Below are 20,363 nucleotides of genomic sequence, written 5' to 3'. Positions count from 1 at the left end.
CCGGGGCCTCGGGGCCGGCCGGCCCCGAGGCCCTCAGAGCAGCCGCAGGGTGCCGGGGCCCGTCTCCTCCCGGATGATCCCGACGAGCCGGTCGAAGAGCGTCGGCCCCAGGCCGGCCTCCGCCTGCGCCAGCTCCTGGCGCAGGCGCGGCAGGTTGTCCGGATGGGCGCGGCCGAACAGGCCGCGGATGTGGCGGGCGGTCTCCTCGTGGCCCAGGGCGACAGCCGAGCGGCCGTGGTCCCGCCACTCGATGACGAAGTCGTTGTCGTCCGGCGTGCCCATCCCGCCTCGCAGGCAGTCCGCGAAGGCGTCGAGACCGCTGCCGAAATAGCCGCCGGGCCCGTTCACCGCCTCGCCGACCACGTTCCAGAATCGCTCCAGGCCGGTGACCTCGGAGCCGTTGATCACATAGGTCACGGTCATGGGGGGAGCGTACAAGCCCGTCTCTTCGGTGGTCCGCGCCGCAGGTGGGGGACTGCGGCGCGGACCCGTCCGGGGAAGGTTCAGCAGGTGTGGTCGACGAGGTCGAACGTCACGTAGTGGTCGGCGGTGTAGTAGTCCTCCTGGTTCTCCTCGCCGGTGACGATGCGGCGTGCGCCGCGGGTGGAGGAGCCGGGGGTGATCACGGTGTACTCGTGGTAGTAGCCGGTGCTCTGGTCGGGCAGGACGCCTTCGCGGTTCTGGAAGACGACACCGTCCTGGTCGTACGGGAAGGGGCCGCCCTCGTCGATGAGGTCCAGCGTGTCGTGCGCCTGGGAGGGGAGGGCGGAGTAGCAGATGCTGCCGACCGAGGTGGTGGTGGCGGCTGTCGCGGACGTCGCGACGGGGCCGCCGACGAAGAGGACGGACAGGAGGGCGGCTGCGCCGCCGAGCGTGGTGATCCGTGGGGGGATTCGCATACCCACCATGATGACGCGCGTAGATGTGCTCCCGTCAACGCCAACTCAGGTGAATTTTTCTGAAGTTAACCTGAACGGCCGTAACTCCCCGTCCGTGCGCCCGGGTCGTCCGGCTCGCCCGATCCGTACCGGATGGAGTGGTTCCGCACGCGATGACACCTCGGAAAGCGTGACGGCCCGTGAGCGGGGCATGCATTGCGTGAAGCACGTTCGATGAGAAGGGGGCGATTCACTGTGCGGGCGGGGGAGACGATGGAACGTCAGGAACTGGGCCGGCTGCATCGCAGACTGGGCCGCGCCGATCTGGCGGCGATCTCGGAAGTGCGCGGAGCGGTACGCGAGTTACTGCGCTACCGGTGGGAGGACGAACCGGCTCAGGTGGCCGAGTTACTGCTCAGCGAGCTGGTGACCAACGCGCTGGTCCACACGGACGACGGCGCGGTCGTCGCCGTCAGCGTGGCCCCGCGGAAACTGCGGGTGGAGGTGAGGGACTTCGTGCCGGGGATGCCCGCGTCGCACGTACCGGACGCCGACGACGGTACGCACGGCAGGGGGCTGGTCCTGGTGCAGAGCCTCGCGGACTCCTGGGGGGTCAGCCCGCAGGCGCTCGGCAAGGTGGTCTGGTTCGAGCTGGACGGCGAACGGCCCTGACCACCCGGAGGTTCGTCAGGGCCGTTCGGTGCCTTCCGTGTCGGGCCGCGCGCCAACCCGTGGGGGTCAGCCGAACTGCTGCTCCAAGTCCTTCAGCTTCTGCTCCAGCGAGTCGAGCCGGGGCAGGGCCTGGGTGTCGTCCTCCTCGGCAGTGAGGTCGACCGCTCTCGGATCAGCCGTGTTCGGGTCCGGGGCGTTCGTGGAGCTCGGGCCGGCGGCTTGCAGGGATGGCCGGGGTCGCAGGGGCAGCTGACCCGGCTCGGATATGGCGGGCTCCGCGACGGACTGCGCGGAGCCCGTCGCGGGGGTGAGTGCCTGGACATCCATCCGGTCGCCCCGGCCGACCCGGCCCCAGGCCCTGTTCTGCCGGTTCAGGGCCTTGATCTGCGCTCGGTCCAGTTTCTCCTGGTCCTTCCTGCGGAGACGGTTCTGTTCCTTCTCCCTGCGGTCCTCGCGCACCTCGTCGACGGCCTCGTCGAGCGTGCGCACGCCCTCGAGCAGCATCAACGACCAGGCACCGAAGGTCTCCCGGGGCGCACGCAGCCACCGCACGATCCGGATCTGCGGCAACGGGCGGGGCACGAGGCCCTGCTCCCGCAGCGCGGCCACCCGGGTCTGCTTCAGCGCCCGGTCGAAGAGCACGGCCGCCGAGAGTGACATCCCCGCGAAGAAGTGCGGGGCGCCCGCGTGGTCCAGGCCGCGCGGCGCGTGCACCCAGTTGAACCAGGCCGCGGCACCCGCGAAGGTCCACACCAGCAGCCGGGAGCCGAGCGCCGCGTCGCCGTGGCTGGCCTCGCGAACGGCGAGCACGGAGCAGAACATCGCCGCCCCGTCCAGGCCGAACGGCACCAGGTACTCCCAGCCCCCGGCGAGACCGAGGTTCTGCCGGCCGAAGCCGACGAGCCCGTGGAAGGAGAGCGCGGCGGCGACCGCCGCGCAGCAGAACAGCAGAACGTACGAAGCGGTGGCGTAGAGCGCTTCCTTGCGCCTGCGCCGTTCCTCGCTGCGTTCCCAGGAGTCCTCGGCCGCGGCTGCGTCAGAGGCGCGCTTGCCGCGCGCGACCACCGCCACCGCGACCGCCGTCAGGATCCCCGCGAGCAGCACGGCGCCCGGAAGCAGCCAGTCAAGCGATATGTCGGTCAGTCTCATGCGCGGTCCCTTGCGTCGCGTAGGGCGTGTTCGGGCGCCATCGTGGCGGAGATTCCCTCACGTCCTGGCGTTTTCGGGGCAAGTGAACGCCAATGGGGTGGCCGAGCCGGTGAATTGCCGTGATCTGGTCGAACGCCCAGCAGGGTCAAGGCAGTTGTGTTCGAATCACGCAACCCTTGCGGGCGGTGTGGACCGAGCGGCCACGGATCAGGTGGTGGGCGTGAGTTTCCGGAGCCGGTCGGCGTCACAGGTGCGCGGGCAGGTGACGCAGGTGTCCTCGGGCCGCAGCGTGTAGAACAGGCAGCAGCTCGCCCGGTCGCGGGTGGGCAGCGATTCGCCGTTCGGTCCGGTCAGTTCACGGAAGCCCGCCGTGCCGACGTACGGCTTCGTGGTGCCCGGCAGGAGCGCCTCCAGCTCGGCCATCGCGCGCCGTTCCTCGCCCAGGAGGTGGGCGATGTACCAGAGGCCCTCGACGATCTCGTCCGTCGCCATGCCCCACAGGGCGCGCTTGCCGCGCCGCATCCGCGGTCCGAAGCCGTCTAGCACCGGGCCGAGGTGTTCTGCCACGGAGTCGAGGACCTCGGCGCGCAGCGCGGCCTCGTCGGCCACCACCCGGGCGCCCGGCAGAGCCGCCGCCGGGTCGTCGGGCAGGCAGGCGAACTCCCTTACGCGGACGGTCAGATGGCCCAGTGCCCGCTGGAAGGAGACGTCCTCGACCGGAATCCGCGGCACCCGTCGGTGCAGGAACCACGGCACCGTCACCAGCAGACAGGCCGGCCAGGCGTACCGGTGCAGGCCGAAGCTGGCGACCACGTCGGGCCTGGCCTGCACGCCGTAATCCCGCAGCACCTGCGCGTTGTCCCAGGCGAGGAAGACGTCCAGGGCCCCGCCGCCGGCCGCGAGCTCGTGCGCGCCCACCCAGCCGACTCCTCCGGGCGCGGACTCGCCGTCCGCCAGCACCTCGGCGCGCAGCCCGGGAAAGACCTCGGCCAGACGCGCGTAAGCGTCGGCCACGGCCGACGTCGTCGCTGCGGGAAGCAGAGCGGGGAGGGTCATGCGGGGACCACCGAATCGCGATCGTTAGAGGTAAGCCTTACCTTACCCGACCTGATCGATGTTTGAACTGCGGCCACCTCCGCCTATCGTGCACACGGGGAACGGTGCGCGCGAGCCGTGACCCGCCGGTCGAGGAGGTACCCGTGGAGCAGGGCAGAGCGCGTGAGCAGGTCCGGCCGCCGTACCGGGCCGTGACCGCCCACCCGGCCGTCCGGGTCCCCGAACAGGCCCGCGGCGAACACACCCACAGCGAGCCGCCCGCGCCCCGCGCCGCGGTCCGGCGGCACTCCGTGCGCGGCCAGATCCTGGACGCCCTGCGCGCCGCCCTCGTCGACGGCGAGCTGGTCCCCGGGCAGGTCTACTCCGCCCCGGCCCTCGGCACCCGCTTCGGGGTCTCCGCCACCCCCGTGCGCGAGGCCATGCAGCAGCTGGCCGTCGAGGGTGCCGTCGAGGTCGTCCCGAACCGCGGCTTCCGGGTCGCCGAACGGGGCCCCGGCGAGCTGGCCGAGCTGGCCGAGGTGCGGGCCCTGATCGAGGTCCCCGTCATGCTGCGACTCGCCCGCACCGTCCCCCCGGCCGGCTGGTGCGCCCTGCGCCCGCTGGCCGACGCCACCGTGGCCGCGGCTGCCGTCGGCGACCGGGCGAGCTATGCGGAGGCCGACCGGGCCTTCCACGGAGCGGTGCTCGCCCTCTCCGGCAACGCCCAGCTGGTGGCCGTGGCCGACGATCTGCACCGCCGCTCCCAGTGGCCCCTGGTGAGCAACCCCGTCACCCGCCGCGCCGACCTGCTGGCGGACGCCGCCGAGCACACCGCCCTCCTGGACGCGCTGATCGCCCAGGACGTGGTGGTCGTGCAGTCACTCGTACGGGAACACTTCGCGGGCGCCGGCGGCTGACTCCGGCCCGCGCCGCCCGCCCCGGGTGACGCGGACCTTCGCCCAGGACTCAGTTCGCCTCGGCCGTCTCCGGCCCCGGCGGGTCGATGTGCGGGGCCAGCCAGGTCGGCACGCCGCCGAGCAGCCGGAAGAGCCGGCCCGCCTCGGCGCGCAGCCGGGTCGCCGCCTCGGGCTCCGGCTCGGTGTCCGCCATGGCGATGAGCGCCGGGGCGGTGCCGACCAGATAGCCCAGCTCCTCCCTTATCCGCAGGGACTCCGCGAATCCGTGCCTGGCCTCCGCCAGCTCCCCCTCGCGCAGGGCGATCAGCGCGAGGTGGCGCCAGGTGGAGGAGAGGAGCAGCGAGTCGCCCTGGGCGGTGGCACCGGCATGGGCCCTGCGGTACGCGGCGCGTGCGGCCTGCGGCGAATCCGCGATGTTCTGGGCGATCAGGCCCCGCCGGAAGTCGAGCAGCGGACGGCCCGCGGCGGCGGGAGCGAGAAGGGCAGCGGCCCGGCTCAGGGCCACCCGGGCCTCGTCGGCCCGGTCCCGCACGTTCAGCAGTGTCGAGGCGTAGGCGAGGTACCCGCGTTCACAGGCGGCGGCCCCGCGCTCGGCGTCGTCGTGGGCCAGCGCCTCGGCGGTGCGCAGCGCGTCCTCGGCGTCGGTCCAGCCCTGTCCGGTGTACAGACACCGTTCGGTCAGCAGCGCGGTCCGCTGGAGCGCGGCGGCCGGATCGGTGGCGGCGTCGTGTTCCAGCAGTGCCGCGGCGTCCGTCCAACAGGCGCGTGACCGCAACCGCCATACCGCGGTCTGGAGCGGCGGATCGTCATCTGTTGTCGTTCCGGAACCAGACATGGCGGGATACGCCACATTGCCCTCCCCGAGCGCGCCATTGAGCTGGTGAGAGCATCCGGCAGTCGGGGGCGGCGTCACGGGGCCGGACGCGCGCATCCGCGGCGTTGTCGTCGGTCACCGTGGCTCCGCCACGGCTCGATCCTCCGCCCTGCAGCTGCGCGCACCCGGCCCCGCTCCTTCACCCACCCCCCGATTGCCGGACACTCCGAGTCTGGCCGCATCACAGCACGGAATGGCACGCCGGGCCAAGAGGTCGACGCAATGTCAGGTGAAAGTTTTCACAATCGGCTCAAGCGCCCGGAGGCCGCCGCGGGCCCCGGGAATCAGCTCATACGCAGGGCGAGGAAGAAGTCGAGCTTGTCCTCCAGCCGCGAAAGATCACGGCCCGTCAACTGCTCGATCCGCCCGACGCGGTAGCGCAGCGTGTTGACGTGCAGGTGCAGCCTGGCCGCACAGCGGGTCCACGAACCGTCGCAGTCCAGGAACGATTCCAGGGTCGGGATCAGCTCCGCGCGGTGTCGCCGGTCGTAGTCCCGCAGCGGGTCGAGCAACCGTGCGGTGAACGCGCGACGCACGTCGTCCGGGACGAACGGCAGCAGCAGTACGTGCGAGGCCAGCTCGTGGTGGCCGGCCGCGCAGACCCGCCCCGGGCGTGCCGCCGCCACCCGGCGGGCGTGCCGGGCCTCCTCCAGGGCGCCGCGCAGCCCCTCGGGCGAATGCACCGAGGCGCTGACCCCCAGTGTCAGCCGGCCGTCGTCGGCCAGTCCCGCGGAGAGCGGGGCCCGCACGGCGGCCAGCAGAGCGTCGGCGTGCAGCGCGGGGCCCTCCTGGGAGGGCTCCTGGTCCTCCGGGTCCTGGGCGTCCTCCGCGTCCGCCGCCGGAGCCGCCACGGCGGGCAGCGGCACCAGTGCCACGGCCTCGTCACCAGCGTGCGCGACCGCGATCCGGTCCGCGGAGTCGGGGCCGGTCACCGCCGGGTCGACCAGGATCTCCTCCAGCAGCGCCTGGGCGACCGGGCCGCCCGCGATACCGGATCCGGTGGAGCCGGGCGCGCCGTCCTCGGCCCAGTCGACCCGGGCCACCACCACCTGCCAGTGCGGCGCGGTCCCGAGGCCGGGCAGCAGGACGGGAGCGGCCACCCGCAGCCTGGCGGCGATCTCGGCGGGCGGGGCGCCCGCCTGGACCAGCTCCAGGACCTCCTGGGCGAGCCTGCGGCGTACCGTACGGGCCGCGTCGCGCCGGTCCCGTTCGACCGCGATCAGCTGGGTGACGCCCTGGAGCAGGTCGAGCCGGGCGGCCGGCCAGTCGCCCGCGTCGGCCTCGACGGCGAGCAGCCAGTCGGACAGCACCGATTCACGCACGTCGCGCGAGGCAGGCACGGCACCCCGGCCGTTGTTCCGGATCGGGAAGAGCGAATACGTCACCCCGGCGACCGCGACCCGGTGCGGGGCGCGGCGGCCGGAGCGGACCGCGGCCAGATGGGAACCGGCCAGTTCCGCTCCGACCGGTCCGGGCAGCGGCTCGCCGGCGCCCGCGATCTGCCGGCCGGTCGGCGAGAGGACCCACGCCTGCAGGTCCAGGTCGGAGCCGAGCAGATCGAGGACCACGTCCGGTCCGCCGCCCGCCGGACCCGAGGTCATCAGCCGGCGGTGCCGGTCGACCACCGCCGCCAGGTCACCGGCCCGCTCGCCGGACACCTGCCGGACCACATGTTCGGTGATCATTGCGAACGCGACGGTCTCGTGGACCGCGAAGAGCGGCAGCCGGTGCCGGAGGCACGCCTCCACCAGATCGGGCGGGATGTCGCCGAGCCCCGCCTCGCCCGCCGCGAGCCCGGCGACACCGGCCCCCGCGAGGATCCGGACGAACGGCTCCGAGTCGTTCTCGTCCCGGCGCCAGGCAAGCCCGGTCAGGACCAGTTCGCCGCCCGTGAGGTAGCGGCTGGGGTCCCGCAGGTCGGTGGTCATCACGCCGCGGACCGAACGGTCCAGCTCGTCGTCGCCGCCGAGCAGCCGCAGGCCCAGCGCGTCGGTCTCCAGCAGTGCGCGCAGCCGCATCTCGTCGCCGCCGATCTCTTTCGTTGGTGCGGGTGAAAACTGGGTGTTGCGGTGAGGTCACAGAGACCCGTCATTCGTTCGAATCTACAAGACGAGGGCGAAGACCAGCCAACTCCTTCATGGTTTCGGTGACTGCACCAGGTGGAGCAGGGCTTGTGTACTGGGCCACACACCGCGTTAACAACACATGAACGACCAGTCGAGGGCCGGCCGTCCCCAGCCCCCAGCGAACGACCGATTGAGAAGAAGAGAGCCACTCATGGACTTCCTTCGCCCCGCCAGCTGGGAGGAGGCGCTCGCCGCCAAGGCCGAGCACCCCACGGCTGTTCCCATCGCGGGCGGCACCGATGTGATGGTCGAGATCAACTTCGACCACCGGCGGCCCGAGTACCTCCTGGACCTGAACCGCATCGGTGAGCTGTCCGAGTGGGAGGTGGGCCAGGAGAGCGTACGGCTCGGGGCCTCCGTTCCGTACAGCGCCATCATGGAGCACCTGCGGACCGAGCTGCCCGGTCTGGCGCTCGCCTCGCACACCGTCGCCTCGCCGCAGATCCGCAACCGCGGCGGCGTCGGCGGCAACCTCGGCACCGCGTCGCCCGCCGGCGACGCGCACCCGGCGCTGCTCGCCGCGGGCGCCGAGGTGGAGGCCGAGTCCGTACGCGGAACCCGGCTGATCCCCATCGACGCCTTCTACACCGGCGTCAAGCGCAACGCCCTGGAGCCGGACGAGCTGATCCGGGCCGTGCACATCAAGAAGGCCGACGGGCCGCAGCAGTACTCCAAGGTCGGCACCCGCAACGCGATGGTCATCGCCGTCTGCGCCTTCGGCCTGGCCCTGCACCCCGAGACCCGCACGGTCCGCACCGGCATCGGATCCGCCGCCCCGACACCCGTACGGGCCAAGGAGGCCGAGGACTTCCTGAACGCCGCACTCGAGGAGGGCGGGTTCTGGGAGAGCCGCACGATCATCACACCGTCCGTCGCCAAGCAGTTCGCCACGCTCGCCGCGGCCGCCTGCAACCCGATCGACGACGTGCGCGGCACCGCGAGCTACCGCAGGCACGCGGTCGGGATCATGGCCCGCCGGACCCTCGGCTGGACCTGGGAGTCGTACCGCGGCAACGGCCGCAGCACCGAAGGAGCTGCCTGATCATGCGCGTCAATTTCACGGTCAACGGCCGCAGGCACGAGGCCGACGACGTCTGGGAGGGCGAGTCCCTCCTCTACGTCCTGCGTGAGCGGATGGGCCTGCCCGGCTCGAAGAACGCCTGCGAGCAGGGCGAGTGCGGTTCCTGCACGGTCCGCCTCGACGGGGTCCCGGTCTGTTCCTGCCTGGTCGCCGCCGGCCAGGTCGAGGGCCGCGACGTCGTCACCGTCGAAGGGCTCGCCGACTTCGCCGCCCACCGCTCCGAGGCCCACCCGGGCACCGGCTGCGCCTCGGGCGCCTGCGGCACCGGCGTCGACACGGCCCGCCAGTGGGTGGCGAAGCCGACCGGCGACGACGGCCGGGACACCGGTGAACTCTCCCCGATCCAGCAGGCGTTCATCGACGCCGGAGCCGTCCAGTGCGGCTTCTGCACCCCCGGCCTGCTGGTCGCGGCCGACGAGCTCCTGGAGCGCACCCCGGAACCGTCCGACGCGGACATCCGCGAGGCGCTCTCCGGCAACCTCTGCCGCTGCACCGGCTACGAGAAGATCCTCGACGCGGTCCGCCTGGCGGCCGCCCGCGCGGAAGAGACGGTCTAGACGATGGGCGTTACCGGTTCCCCCACCAACATCAACCAGGGCACCCGGACCAAGGGCGGCATCGGCGAGTCCACGCTGCGCCCCGACGGGATCCTGAAGGTCACCGGCGAGTTCGCGTACTCCTCCGACATGTGGCACGAGGACATGCTCTGGGGCCACACCCTGCGCTCCACCGTGGCACACGCCGAGATCGTCTCGATCGACACCTCCGAGGCACTCGCCACCTCCGGCGTCTACGCCGTGCTGACCTACGACGACCTGCCGACCGCGGTGAAGAACTACGGCCTGGAGATCCAGGACACCCCCGTCCTCGCGCACGGCAAGGTCCGCCACCACGGCGAACCGGTGGCCATCGTCGCCGCCGACCACCCCGAGACGGCCCGCCGCGCCGCCGCCAAGATCAGGATCGACTACCGCGAGCTCCCCGTCATCACCGACGAGGCCTCCGCGACCGCCCCGGACGCGGCCCCCGTCCACGAGGGGCGCGACGACCACCACATCGGGCACGTCCCGCACCCCAACATCGTCCACCGCCAGCCCATCGTCCGCGGTGACGCGGAGGCGGCGAAGGCCCGCGCCGACGTGGTGGTCAGCGGCGAGTACGTCTTCGGCATGCAGGACCAGGCCTTCCTCGGCCCCGAGTCCGGCCTGGCCGTACCCGCCGAGGACGGCGGTGTCGACCTGTACGTCGCCACCCAGTGGCTGCACTCCGACCTCCGTCAGATCGCCCCCGTACTCGGCCTGCCCGAGGACAAGGTCCGCATGACGCTCTCCGGCGTCGGCGGCGCCTTCGGCGGACGCGAGGACCTGTCCATGCAGATCCACGCCTGCTTGCTGGCGCTGCGCACCGGCAAGCCGGTGAAGATCGTCTACAACCGCTTCGAGTCCTTCTTCGGACACGTCCACCGCCACCCCGCCAAGCTCTGGTACGAGCACGGCGCGACCCGTGACGGCAAGCTCACCCACATGAAGTGCCGCATCGTGCTGGACGGCGGCGCCTACGCCTCCGCCTCCCCGGCCGTCGTCGGCAACGCCTCCTCGCTGGCCGTCGGCCCGTACGTCATCGAGGACGTCGACATCGAGGCGCTGGCCCTCTACACCAACAACCCGCCGTGCGGCGCGATGCGCGGCTTCGGCGCGGTCCAGGCCTGCTTTGCCTACGAGGCGCAGATGGACAAGGTCGCCGCCGAACTCGGCATGGACCCCGTCGAGTTCAGGCAGCTCAACGCCATGGAACAGGGCACCCTGCTGCCGACCGGGCAGCCCGTCGACTCGCCCGCCCCGGTGGCCGAACTGCTGCGCCGCGTCAAGGCCCGGCCGCTGCCGCCCGAGCGCCAGTGGGAGAGCGCGGGCGAGCAGGCGGACGTACGGGCGCTGCCCGGCGGACTGTCCAACACCACCCACGGCGAAGGCGTCGTCCGCGGTGTCGGCTACGCGGTCGGCCTGAAGAACGTGGGCTTCTCCGAGGGCTTCGACGACTACTCCACGGCCCGGGTGCGCATGGAGGTCATCGGCGGCGAGCCCGTCGCGACCGTGCACACCGCCATGGCGGAGGTCGGGCAGGGCGGCGTCACGGTGCACGCCCAGATCGCCCGTACCGAACTCGGCGTCGCCCAGGTCACCATCCACCCGGCCGACACCCGCGTCGGTTCGGCCGGCTCCACCTCGGCCTCCCGGCAGACGTACGTCACCGGCGGCGCGGTGAAGAACTCCTGCGAGGCGGTCCGCGAACAGGTCCTGGAAATGGGCCGCCGCAAGTTCGGCACGTACCACCCCGCCTGGGCCACCGCCGAACTCCTGCTGGAGGGCGGCAAGGTCGTCACCGACGGCGGCGAGGTGCTGGCCGATCTGGCCGACGTGCTGGAGGAGGAGGCCGTCGATATCGAGCTGGAGTGGCGACACCGCCCCACCGAGGCCTTCGACCTCCGTACCGGACAGGGCAACGGCCACGTCCAGTACTCCTTCGCCGCGCACCGCGCGGTCGTCGAGGTCGACACCGAACTCGGCCTGGTCAAGGTCATCGAACTGGCCTGCGCCCAGGACGTCGGGAAGGCGCTCAACCCGCTGTCCGTCGTCGGCCAGATCCAGGGCGGCACCCTCCAGGGTATGGGCATCGCCGTCATGGAGGAGATCGTCGTCGACCCGAAGACCGCGAAGGTGCGCAACCCGTCCTTCACGGACTACCTGCTCCCCACCATCCTCGACACGCCGACCATCCCGGTCGACGTGCTCGAACTCGCCGACGACCACGCCCCGTACGGGCTCCGTGGCATCGGTGAGGCCCCCACCCTGTCGTCCACCCCGGCCGTCCTCGCGGCGATCCGGAACGCGACGGGTCTGGAGCTCAACAGGACGCCGGTACGACCCGAGCACCTCACCGGCATCTGAACCGAACTCCTCCACAGCTCTCCGGGCGGTACGTGCCTCCAGGGAACGTCACACTTCCTCCGCCCGCACCGCCCGGAGAACCGGGGCTCCGCACCGCTCGCGGCCCTCGACCGGATCAGAAAGCCGGCGACGCAGCACCCGTACATCCACCCTGCATGAACAGTTCGTCTCGGGCCGTCCCCCGGGTCGTGCCGCCCGCGCAGTCATCCCAAATCCCGCATCTCGATTCTCCATCGCGGGTGCCCCTGTGAACCTTGGGAGTCAGGCATCATGACCCAGCAGTCAGTGGAGCCCAGGACCACCGCCGAGGAGGCGGGCCCCGGCTCGCGCGTCCCCGCCGGCAGATCGTGGCTCGACCGGTACTTTCACATATCCGAGCGCGGATCGACCGTCGCACGCGAAGTGCGCGGCGGTGTCACGACCTTCATGGCCATGGCATACATCCTGCTGCTCAACCCGCTCATCCTCGGTGGCAAGGATGTGGACGGCAACCTCCTCAGCCAGCCGGGCCTGATCACGGCCACCGCGCTCGCGGCGGCCGCGACCACCCTGCTGATGGGCTTCGTCGGCAAGGTCCCCCTCGCGCTCGCCGCGGGACTCAGCGTGTCGGGCGTCCTGTCCTCCCAGGTCGCCCCCCACATGACCTGGCCGCAGGCCATGGGCATGTGCGTGATGTACGGGCTGGTGATCTGCCTCCTGGTGGTCACCGGCCTGCGCGAGATGATCATGAACGCGATCCCGCTCGCGCTGAAGCACGGCATCACGATGGGCATCGGCCTGTTCATCGCCCTCATCGGCCTCTACAAGGCCGGCTTCGTGGGCAAGGGCACCGGCACCCCGGTGACTCTCGGCCCGACCGGCGAACTCGCCGGCTGGCCCGTCCTGATCTTCGCGGTGACGCTGCTGCTGATCTTCATGCTGCAGGCCCGCAACGTCCCCGGTGCGATCCTGATCGGCATCGTCGTCGGCACCGTGGTCGCCATCGTGATCAACAAGGTCGCCGACGTCGACCCCAAGATCTGGAGCAGCGGACCGCCCGAGCTCAAGGGATCCGCGGTCTCATCGCCCGACTTCTCGCTCTTCGGGGACGTCCAGTTCGGCGGCTGGGGCGATGTCGGCGCGATGACCGTCGGCTTCATCGTCTTCACCCTCGTGCTGGCCGGCTTCTTCGACGCGATGGCCACCATCATCGGTGTCGGCACCGAGGCGAAGCTGGCCGACGACAAGGGCCGGATGCCGGGCCTGTCCAAGGCGCTGTTCATCGACGGCGCCGGCGGTGCGATCGGTGGAGTCGCCGGCGGCTCCGGGCAGACGGTCTTCGTCGAATCGGCGACCGGGGTCGGGGAGGGGGCCCGGACCGGGCTCGCCTCCGTCGTCACCGGCCTGTTCTTCGCGGCCTGTCTCTTCTTCACCCCGCTCACGGCGATCGTGCCGGCCGAGGTGGCCTCCGCCGCCCTGGTCGTCATCGGCGCCATGATGATGCAGAACGCCCGCCACGTGGACTGGAGCGACCGTGCCGTCGCCATCCCGGTCTTCCTGACCGTGGTCCTGATGCCGTTCACCTACACCATCACCACGGGTGTGGCGGCAGGTGTCATCTCCTGGGTCGCGATCAAGGCCGCCCAGGGCCGGGCCCGTGAGGTCGGGGCCTTCATGTGGGGACTGACGGTGATCTTCGTCGTCTACTTCGCACTCCACCCGATCGAGAGCTGGCTGGGCGTCAGCTGACGCACGCCCCACCTCACACATCCGTCAAGGAGACCAAGATGCTGGACATCGCCGGGGAACTCGACCGATGGGCCGGGCAGGGACGCGAATTCGCCGTGGCCACGGTCGTGGCCGTCGGCGGCAGCGCGCCCAGGCAGCCGGGCGCCGCACTGGCCGTCGACCGCGACGGCACGGCGATCGGCTCGGTCTCCGGCGGGTGTGTGGAGGGTGCGGTGTACGAACTGTGCCAACAGGCCCTCGACGACGGAATCACCGTACGGGAGCGGTTCGGCTACAGCGACGAGGACGCCTTCGCGGTCGGTCTGACCTGCGGCGGAATCATCGACATCCTGGTGACACCGGTCCGGGCGGACGACCCCGCCCGCCCGGTGTACGCCGCCGCGTTCGCCGCCGCCGCACGGGGGGAGGCGGCGGCGGTCGCCCGCATCACCGAGGGGCCCGCCGAACTCCTCGGCCGGCCCCTGCTGGTCCGCTCCGACGGCCGGCACGAGGGCGGCCTCGGGGGACACCCCGAACTCGACCGCACCGCGGCGGCCGAGACCCGCGCGATGCTGGACGCGGGCCGCACCGGCCCCGTCACCATCGGCGCCGACGGCTCGCGCTGCGGGCAGCCCCTGACCCTGCTCGTCGAGTCCAGCGTCCCGCCGCCCCGGATGATCGTGTTCGGGGCCATCGACTTCGCCGCCGCACTGGTGCGGGCCGGGAAGTTCCTCGGGTACCACGTCACGGTGTGCGACGCCCGGCCGGTCTTCGCCACCGAGGCCCGATTCCCGGACGCCGACGAACTGGTCGTCGACTGGCCGCACCGCTACCTCGCCCGGACCGGCACCGACGCCCGTACCGTCCTGTGCGTGCTCACCCATGACGCCAAGTTCGACGTCCCGCTGCTGGAGGCGGCGTTGAAGCTGCCCGTCGCGTACGTCGGCGCCATGGGATCGCGCCGCACCCACCTGGAACGCAACGACCGGCTGCGCGAGGCGGGAGTCACCGAACTCGAGCTGGCCCGGCTGCACTCGCCGATCGGCCTCGACCTCGGCGCCCGTACGCCCGAGGAGACCGCCCTGTCGATCGCCGCCGAGATCGTCGCCGACCGGCGCGGCGGCAGTGGCGTACCCCTGACCGGCGCGCACACCCCGATCCACCACAGCGGAGCCCTGGCGCCCGCCGGGCGCATCGCCTCCGTGGCCTGAACACGCCCGGCGCCTGAACCGGCCCGGCGCCCGCGCCCGACCGGCGGGCTGCCGCCACGGCGCATCCACGCCGGGGGCGAACCGCTCCGCAGCCGCCGAATTGCCGGTGGATCAGCTGCATGGCCGCATGGCCGCACGACGTTCACCCCCTCCACCGCCTCCCACCCGGGCGGGACCCGCTCGGGCAGGACGCAGGGCCCTCCTCATGGCGTCACAGCGGCCTCGGCCGCCTTCCTGGACCGCCGCCCGCGGAGCGCTCAGACGCCGCCGGCCCGGCCACCCGCGGCCACTTCAGCGGGCCGGGAGCGGCGGGCCCCGGTGCGCACCACCATCACCCCGCACACCAGGGCGGGCGCCGCCGCCAGCGCGAAGCACAGGCCGAGCGGCAGCCGGTCCACGAGCAGCCCCACCGCCGCGGTGCCGGCCGACGCACCGGCGTTGAAAGCGGTGTTGACCCAGGCTCCCGCCTGGGTGCGCCGGGAGGCGTCCACGGACTCGTCCGCGATCAGATACGCGGTGGTGAGCGCCGGCGCGACGAACAGCCCGGCGACCGCGACGACCGGGATCAGCACGTACAGCCCCGGCGAGACCCCGGCCACCATCAGCGTGGCGCCGAGCCCGGCCGCCGCCACCGGCAGCCGCACCCGGCTCGCCGACCCCCACCGGACCGCGCCGTAGAGCAGTCCGCCGACGGCGCTTCCGGCCGACAGGGCGGCCAGCACCCAGGAGACGTCCGCCGCTCGGCCGTTCTGCTCGGTGAACGCCACCAGCAGCAGATCGAGCGCACCGAGGCCGAGCCCCACGGAGGCCGTCACCAGGACCGTGTGCCGCAGCGCGGCGATGCCGCGCAGTCGCAGCCGGGGCGTGGCCGGTGCCCCGGCCCCGGGCGGTTCGGGACTCGCGGGCGCGCGGGACACCGCCGGCGACGACACCAGCGCCACCGCCCCCACGAACACCAGCACGGCGCCGGCCAGCACCCCTGCCGCGGGCCGGCCGGCCCGCACGATCACTCCCACCAGCAACGGGCCGGTGACGTACAGCAGTTCCTCGGCGACACCGTCCAGGCTGTAGGCGCGCTGCAACAGCTCCCGGTCCGGTACGAGGTCGCTCCACAGCGTCCGCATGACCGGACCCAGCGGCGGGGTGCAGGCGCCCGCCGCCACGGTGAGCACACCCAGGAGGAGCGCCGGGGCGCCGGGGTTCCAGGTGGCCAGGGCGAGCGCGGTGAGCAGTGCCGCGTACAGCCCCGCCATCGGCGACAGGACCCTGCGCGGCCCGTGCCGGTCGATCAGCGCGGCGCGGGCGGGGGAGAGGGAGACGCTCGCGGCCCCGTACAGGGCCATGAGACCTCCGGCGACGGAGTACGAGCCGGTGGTGTCCTTGACGGCGAGCAGGAGCGCGAGAGGGACCACCCCGTACGAGAGCCGCCCCAGCAGCGCGGCACCGAAGGTGCGCAGGGCGTGGGGGGTCCGCAGGACGGTGGCGTACGAAGGCGCGCGCGAGGGCGCGGAAGAAGGCGTGAGCACGATGACGATTCCTCGTGAGGGCGGCGCGGGAAAACGGCGCCGCGGGCGTGCGGGGACACCTGAGTGCCGCACTCGCGCAGGCGGGTGCGGTCAGTGCGGGGTCCTACGCACGAGGAAGAGACATGGGGGCAAATTAGCAGAGCGGGCGGCGGCCCGGCAGTGGGCCCGAGGACTGTCCGCAGACGCCCGCGCCGGCCGCCAGGATCTCCTCGGCGGCCGCCCGGAGCCGGGGCAGGAACCGGGTGACCTCGTCGCGGCGCGCCAGGATGTCCGCGGTACCGGTGATCCCGGTGAGTTCGGCGACGGCCGCCTCGAACGCGGGCAGCCGCGCGGCGTGCAGCGCCGGGGCGTCCACGGCCAGCACGGTGTGGCAGCGGGCGAGTGTCGCGACGATCCAGAAGACCGCCTCGCGGTGGTCGCCCCGGTCGAGGAGTTCCAGGCTGCCGTCGACGGCGATCGGACGCGCCTGCGCGGTGAGGTCGCTACTGAAGAAGAACGGCGTACGGGCCACCGGCACCGTCGCGTCGAACGTCCTTGTCAGCTCGGCCACATGGTGCCGCACCCGCTGCCCGGAGACACCGGCGCAGCCGAGGAGTTCCAGCAGTTCCGGATAGAGCTCCGGCCGTCCGTAGGCGGTCAGTACCTCCCGGGCGGCCGCATAGCGCAGCCGGACGGTGGGATTGCGCAGCGCGGCGACCAGCAGGACGTGGGTGGTGACCCCGGTGGGGAACATCCAGGCGGTCACCTGCTCGTGAAAGGGCAGGGAGGTGTCGAACGCGGCGAGCCTGCCCTCGACGCGATGCAGGGCGTCCAGGCACCGGCGGTGGACCCAGCCCGGCTCGGCGAAGCGGGGCGAAACCGCCGCGTGCAGGGCGCGCAGCCGGCCGGTGGGATCGTCGATGACCGTGTCGCGGCGGAAACTGCCCGCGAGATGGTACGAGGAGAGCACCTCGGCCGGGTCGTCGAGCTCGGCCCACGGCACATAGGAGATCTCCAACAGGACTCCCTCGTAACGGAGTTTGCCGGGCTTGGCGGGTGGCTCGTCCTGCTCCGTGACGACCATGACATCGACGTCCGACGAGGGCGCCAGCTCGGCGTCGTCCGGCCGCCCGACGGTCGACCCGCTGAAGTACGCCCCCCGGTAACCCGGGGCGGTACGGGCGTGCGCGGACACCCAGCGGACCGCGGCGGCGCGTGCCGCTCCGACTCTCATCACGGAACTCCCCGGAATCGGTGCCGACGGAGGCGGGGACGGCCAACCCGGGCCGTCATGCCCCTCGGGTGAAGATCTACGGGGCGTACCGACCGGACGTCAAGCGGCCGCCCCCGCTTCCCGCGCCCCGGGCCCGCTGCCGGGTAACGTCGGATTCGTTCCGCCGCCCGTGCCCGACGCCCCGGTGAGGTTCGCGATGCGAAAGATCATCTACTCCATGTCGATGTCGCTCGACGGCTATGTCGAGGGACCGGACCGGGAGATCGACTGGCACATGGTCGACGACGAACTGCACAGGTACTTCAACGAACGGATCGCCGCGATGGGGGCGATCCTGAGCGGGCGCGTCACCCACGAGCTGATGGCGGGCTTCTGGCCCACCGCCGACCAGGACCCGGCCAACGCCGGTCCGATGGCCGAATTCGCCGCCATCTGGCGGGACATGCCGAAGTACGTCTACTCCAGGACATGGGAGCGGGCGGACTGGAACACCACCGTCGTCCACGATGTCGTCGCCGACGAGGTCATGGCGCTCAAGGAGCAGCCAGGCGGGGACCTGGGACTCGGCGGTGCCGGCCTGGCCGAGTCCTTCATGGCTCTCGACCTGGTCGACGAGTACCGCGTCTATGTGCACCCGGTCCTCATCGGCCGGGGCAAGCCGCTCTTCCCTTCGGCCGACACCAGGACCTCACTGGCGCTCGCGGGGACGCGGACCTTCGGCAACGGAGTGGTGGAACTGCGGTACGAGCGCGCCGAAAAGCCCTCGGCGCGCTGACCGTCCGGTGGGTACGGTCGTCACCGCCACCGCCACCGCACCGGCGAGAGGAATCACATGGCACTGGGTATCGAGGACCGCCTCGCGGTCATGGAACTGGTCGCCCTGCACGGGCATCTGGTCGACGACGGTGAACTCCACCGGCTGGACGAGCTGTTCACCGCCGACGTCGTGTACGACGTCACGGACCAGGGCCACGGCTCGCTGGTCGGTGTGGACGCCTTCCGGGAGGCGGCGCTGGCGATGGGCGCGCTCAACCCGGTCGGCCACCACGTCACCAACATCGTGCTCACCGACCTCGGGGAGGGCCGGGTGGGGTCCCGCTCCAAGGGCATCGGTGTCAACGCCGACGGTACGTGCGGCAGCGTGACGTACCAGGACACGATCGTGCGCGGCGAGCACGGCTGGCGTATCGCCTACCGAAAGGTCATCGCCCGGCGCACGCCGCTCAGCCCCTCCTGACCTCCCCTTTCCGGCGTCGGGCCGGGTGCCTGGGCCGCACCGGGCGGCTTGCCGCCCGGACCGGACACGACGTCGGCGGTTTCCGGTGGCTGTGCCGCCCGCCGTCGCGGGGAGGCGCGTCGCGCGCACCTCCCCGCGACGGGTCCGTCAGCGGCCGGCCTGCAGCGCCGCCCAGGTGTCCGGCCCCACGACGCCGTCGGCCGTGAGGCCCCGGCTCGTCTGGTAGCCGCGGACCGCCGTCGTCGTCGCCGGGCCGAAGCTCCCGTCGGTGCCGACGGCCGAACCGAGCGTCGCGGTCAGAGCGCGCTGGAGGCGCTTCACGCCGTCGCCCGACGCGCCCTCCCGGAGCGTCTGTGTGGAGCCCGCCGAGAGCAGCGCGGTCCAGGTCCTGGGCCCCACGACGCCGTCCGGGTCCAGCCCGTGCGCCGCCTGATAGGCCGTCACCGCGCTCCGGGTGGCGGGGCCGAAGGTGCCGTCGGCCGTCCCAGCCGGCTGGCCCTGCTCGTTCAGCAGCTGCTGGACCGCCTTGACCTGTGCCCCCGTCGAACCGCTCTGCTGGGGGGCGTACGTGGTGAAGCTCAGCCCGTCACCGTTGCTGCCGTCCCCGGTGTTCCCGCCCACGAGCTGCATGTAGCGCGTCCAGTCCCAGTTCGGTCCGGGGTCGGTGTGGTCGTTGCCCGGTGCCTCGCTGTGGCCGATGATGTGCGCCCGGTCCTTCGGGATGCCGTACCGCTCGCACAGATAGGCGGTCAGGGCCGCCGACGACCGGTACATCGGGTCCGTGAACCAGGACGGGTCGTCGATGAACCCCTCGTGCTCGATGCCGAGCGCCGAGGCGTTGGCGCTGCGGGCGTGGTACGCGGTGTCGCTGTCGCGCACCATCTGGGTGATCTGGCCGTCGGACGAACGCACCACGTAGTGCGAGCTCACCTCGGACGCCGGGTTCTGGAACCAGCTGATCGAGCCCGCGTACGAGCCCTGAGTGACATGGATGACCACCTTGTCGATCGCCGCCGAGCGGCCCTTGGCGAAGTTGTTCGGGTCGGCCGGGACCCAGAGCGCGGCCGGGTAGTCGGCGCTGCGGGTGCCGGGCTCGGAGTCGGCGACCGGGCCCTTCAGCGGCGAGACCGGACGGCCCGTCACCGAGACCCGCTCGCCGTCCGGGGCGACGGCGTCGAGCCCGTCCGCCAGGAAGGTGTAGACCGTGTCGGCGTAGAGGGCGGCGGCCGGCCCCTGGGTGGCGCTGTACCGGGCCACGGCCGGGTACCAGGCGTCGATGTCCTGGCGGTCCCGGGCGTCGAGACCGAGCTTGTCCGCGTACCCGCGCAGCACCGCGGCGCCGCCCAGGATGTTGGCCCCGGTGTCGGTGCGCAGGCTCGCCAGGGGTTCGCCGGTGAGGGCGGCGGCCCGCTCCAGGGAGCGGTTCGCGGGGTTGCTGGCGAGGTGCATCACGCCGTAGCCGTTCGCCTGGCTGGGGTGCCCGGAGTGGCCGTCGAGGTGGCTCTCGCCGTATCCGACGGCGGCGAGCAGATCGCGCGGTACGTCGAACCGGGCGGCAGCCCGTTCGAAGGCCTGGTTCATCGGGCTGCCGGAGCCGGAGGCGGCGAGGGCCGGGGTGCCCGTGACGGTCAGGACGGTGGCGGTGAGGGCCGCCAGCACGGATGCGCGGGCCTTGGTGTGGGCTGCGGGGCGGCTGGGCATACCTGCTCCTGCTCTGTGGGGGAGGAGAACGGCCCCCGGGCCCGGGTGGGGTGGGCCGAGGGGCCGGCCGGGGTGGGCCGAGGGGCCGAGA

At 72.4% G+C, this 20,363-nt stretch carries 18 protein-coding genes; 9 read left to right on the top strand and 9 right to left on the bottom strand.

The features are described 5' to 3' along the window. Positions 1 to 33: 33 nt before the first annotated feature. Positions 34 to 423: a barstar family protein gene (locus tag ACFVJX_RS14045; RefSeq protein WP_384130317.1), complete on the bottom strand. Its 390-nt coding sequence runs from the start codon at positions 421 to 423 to the stop codon at positions 34 to 36. Between the two features lie 80 nt (positions 424 to 503). Next, the gene (locus tag ACFVJX_RS14040; RefSeq protein WP_384130314.1) at positions 504 to 899 is read right to left on the bottom strand and encodes a ribonuclease domain-containing protein; all 396 of its coding nucleotides are present in this window, start codon (positions 897 to 899) and stop codon (positions 504 to 506) included. Between the two features lie 252 nt (positions 900 to 1,151). Here ACFVJX_RS14040 and ACFVJX_RS14035 point away from each other — a divergent pair, with 252 nt between their 5' ends. Continuing rightward, complete coding sequence (locus ACFVJX_RS14035; RefSeq protein ID WP_384130311.1) at positions 1,152 to 1,550, top strand: ATP-binding protein; 399 nt, start codon at positions 1,152 to 1,154, stop codon at positions 1,548 to 1,550. A 66-nt stretch (positions 1,551 to 1,616) separates the two neighbouring features. On the opposite strand, the gene ACFVJX_RS14030 is transcribed toward ACFVJX_RS14035, so the two are convergent. Together ACFVJX_RS14030 and ACFVJX_RS14025 are read right to left on the bottom strand one after the other, a co-directional pair. Next, entirely contained in the window at positions 1,617 to 2,699 is a 1,083-nt protein-coding gene (locus tag ACFVJX_RS14030) for a DUF2637 domain-containing protein (protein WP_384130308.1), read from the bottom strand. Between the two features lie 207 nt (positions 2,700 to 2,906). After that, entirely contained in the window at positions 2,907 to 3,755 is an 849-nt protein-coding gene (locus tag ACFVJX_RS14025; protein ID WP_384130305.1) for a (2Fe-2S)-binding protein, read from the bottom strand. Between the two features lie 143 nt (positions 3,756 to 3,898). On the opposite strand from ACFVJX_RS14025, the gene ACFVJX_RS14020 reads away from it, so the two are divergent. Further along, positions 3,899 to 4,651 (top strand): GntR family transcriptional regulator, encoded by a 753-nt coding sequence (locus ACFVJX_RS14020; RefSeq protein WP_384130302.1) that lies wholly within the window; start codon positions 3,899 to 3,901, stop codon positions 4,649 to 4,651. A 49-nt stretch (positions 4,652 to 4,700) separates the two neighbouring features. Here ACFVJX_RS14020 and ACFVJX_RS14015 read toward each other — a convergent pair whose 3' ends face one another. Together ACFVJX_RS14015 and ACFVJX_RS14010 are read right to left on the bottom strand one after the other, a co-directional pair. Beyond that, positions 4,701 to 5,486: a hypothetical protein gene (locus tag ACFVJX_RS14015; protein WP_384130299.1), complete on the bottom strand. Its 786-nt coding sequence runs from the start codon at positions 5,484 to 5,486 to the stop codon at positions 4,701 to 4,703. Between the two features lie 323 nt (positions 5,487 to 5,809). Further along, entirely contained in the window at positions 5,810 to 7,543 is a 1,734-nt protein-coding gene (locus ACFVJX_RS14010) for a PucR family transcriptional regulator (RefSeq protein WP_384130296.1), read from the bottom strand. A gap of 259 nt (positions 7,544 to 7,802) precedes the next feature. On the opposite strand from ACFVJX_RS14010, the gene ACFVJX_RS14005 reads away from it, so the two are divergent. The 5 genes from ACFVJX_RS14005 (at position 7,803) to ACFVJX_RS13985 (ending at position 14,595) form a co-directional block, all read left to right on the top strand. Further along, positions 7,803 to 8,693, top strand: a complete 891-nt coding sequence (locus ACFVJX_RS14005) for an FAD binding domain-containing protein (RefSeq protein WP_384130293.1) — start codon at positions 7,803 to 7,805, stop codon at positions 8,691 to 8,693. A 2-nt stretch (positions 8,694 to 8,695) separates the two neighbouring features. Next, positions 8,696 to 9,289: a (2Fe-2S)-binding protein gene (locus ACFVJX_RS14000; protein WP_384130291.1), complete on the top strand. Its 594-nt coding sequence runs from the start codon at positions 8,696 to 8,698 to the stop codon at positions 9,287 to 9,289. 3 nt (positions 9,290 to 9,292) lie between these two features. Next, positions 9,293 to 11,677: a xanthine dehydrogenase subunit D gene (pucD, locus tag ACFVJX_RS13995; RefSeq protein WP_384130288.1), complete on the top strand. Its 2,385-nt coding sequence runs from the start codon at positions 9,293 to 9,295 to the stop codon at positions 11,675 to 11,677. 270 nt (positions 11,678 to 11,947) lie between these two features. Next, complete coding sequence (locus tag ACFVJX_RS13990; protein WP_384130285.1) at positions 11,948 to 13,405, top strand: NCS2 family permease; 1,458 nt, start codon at positions 11,948 to 11,950, stop codon at positions 13,403 to 13,405. A 38-nt stretch (positions 13,406 to 13,443) separates the two neighbouring features. Further along, positions 13,444 to 14,595 carry an XdhC family protein gene (locus tag ACFVJX_RS13985; RefSeq protein ID WP_384130283.1) on the top strand — a complete coding sequence of 384 codons (1,152 nt, stop codon included), beginning with the start codon at positions 13,444 to 13,446 and terminating at the stop codon, positions 14,593 to 14,595. A 257-nt stretch (positions 14,596 to 14,852) separates the two neighbouring features. On the opposite strand, the gene ACFVJX_RS13980 is transcribed toward ACFVJX_RS13985, so the two are convergent. Next, complete coding sequence (locus tag ACFVJX_RS13980; RefSeq protein ID WP_384130280.1) at positions 14,853 to 16,121, bottom strand: MFS transporter; 1,269 nt, start codon at positions 16,119 to 16,121, stop codon at positions 14,853 to 14,855. 133 nt (positions 16,122 to 16,254) lie between these two features. Further along, positions 16,255 to 17,334, bottom strand: coding sequence for a hypothetical protein (locus tag ACFVJX_RS13975; RefSeq protein ID WP_384130278.1), 1,080 nt, complete (start codon positions 17,332 to 17,334; stop codon positions 16,255 to 16,257). A gap of 196 nt (positions 17,335 to 17,530) precedes the next feature. On the opposite strand from ACFVJX_RS13975, the gene ACFVJX_RS13970 reads away from it, so the two are divergent. Further along, positions 17,531 to 18,109: a dihydrofolate reductase family protein gene (locus ACFVJX_RS13970; protein WP_384130275.1), complete on the top strand. Its 579-nt coding sequence runs from the start codon at positions 17,531 to 17,533 to the stop codon at positions 18,107 to 18,109. 57 nt (positions 18,110 to 18,166) lie between these two features. After that, on the top strand, positions 18,167 to 18,571 hold the full coding sequence (locus ACFVJX_RS13965; protein ID WP_384130272.1) for a nuclear transport factor 2 family protein: 405 nt from the start codon (positions 18,167 to 18,169) through the stop codon (positions 18,569 to 18,571). Positions 18,572 to 18,718: 147 nt separating this feature from the next. Here ACFVJX_RS13965 and ACFVJX_RS13960 read toward each other — a convergent pair whose 3' ends face one another. Continuing rightward, positions 18,719 to 20,272 carry a peptidoglycan-binding protein gene (locus ACFVJX_RS13960; protein ID WP_384130271.1) on the bottom strand — a complete coding sequence of 518 codons (1,554 nt, stop codon included), beginning with the start codon at positions 20,270 to 20,272 and terminating at the stop codon, positions 18,719 to 18,721. Positions 20,273 to 20,363: the final 91 nt, after the last annotated feature.

The organism is Streptomyces sp. NPDC127177 (assembly GCF_042672475.1).
Taxonomy (GTDB): Bacteria; Actinomycetota; Actinomycetes; order Streptomycetales; family Streptomycetaceae; genus Streptomyces.
The sequence above is the reverse complement of the archived record's forward strand: the minus strand, read 5'-3'. Positions and strand labels throughout refer to the sequence as shown.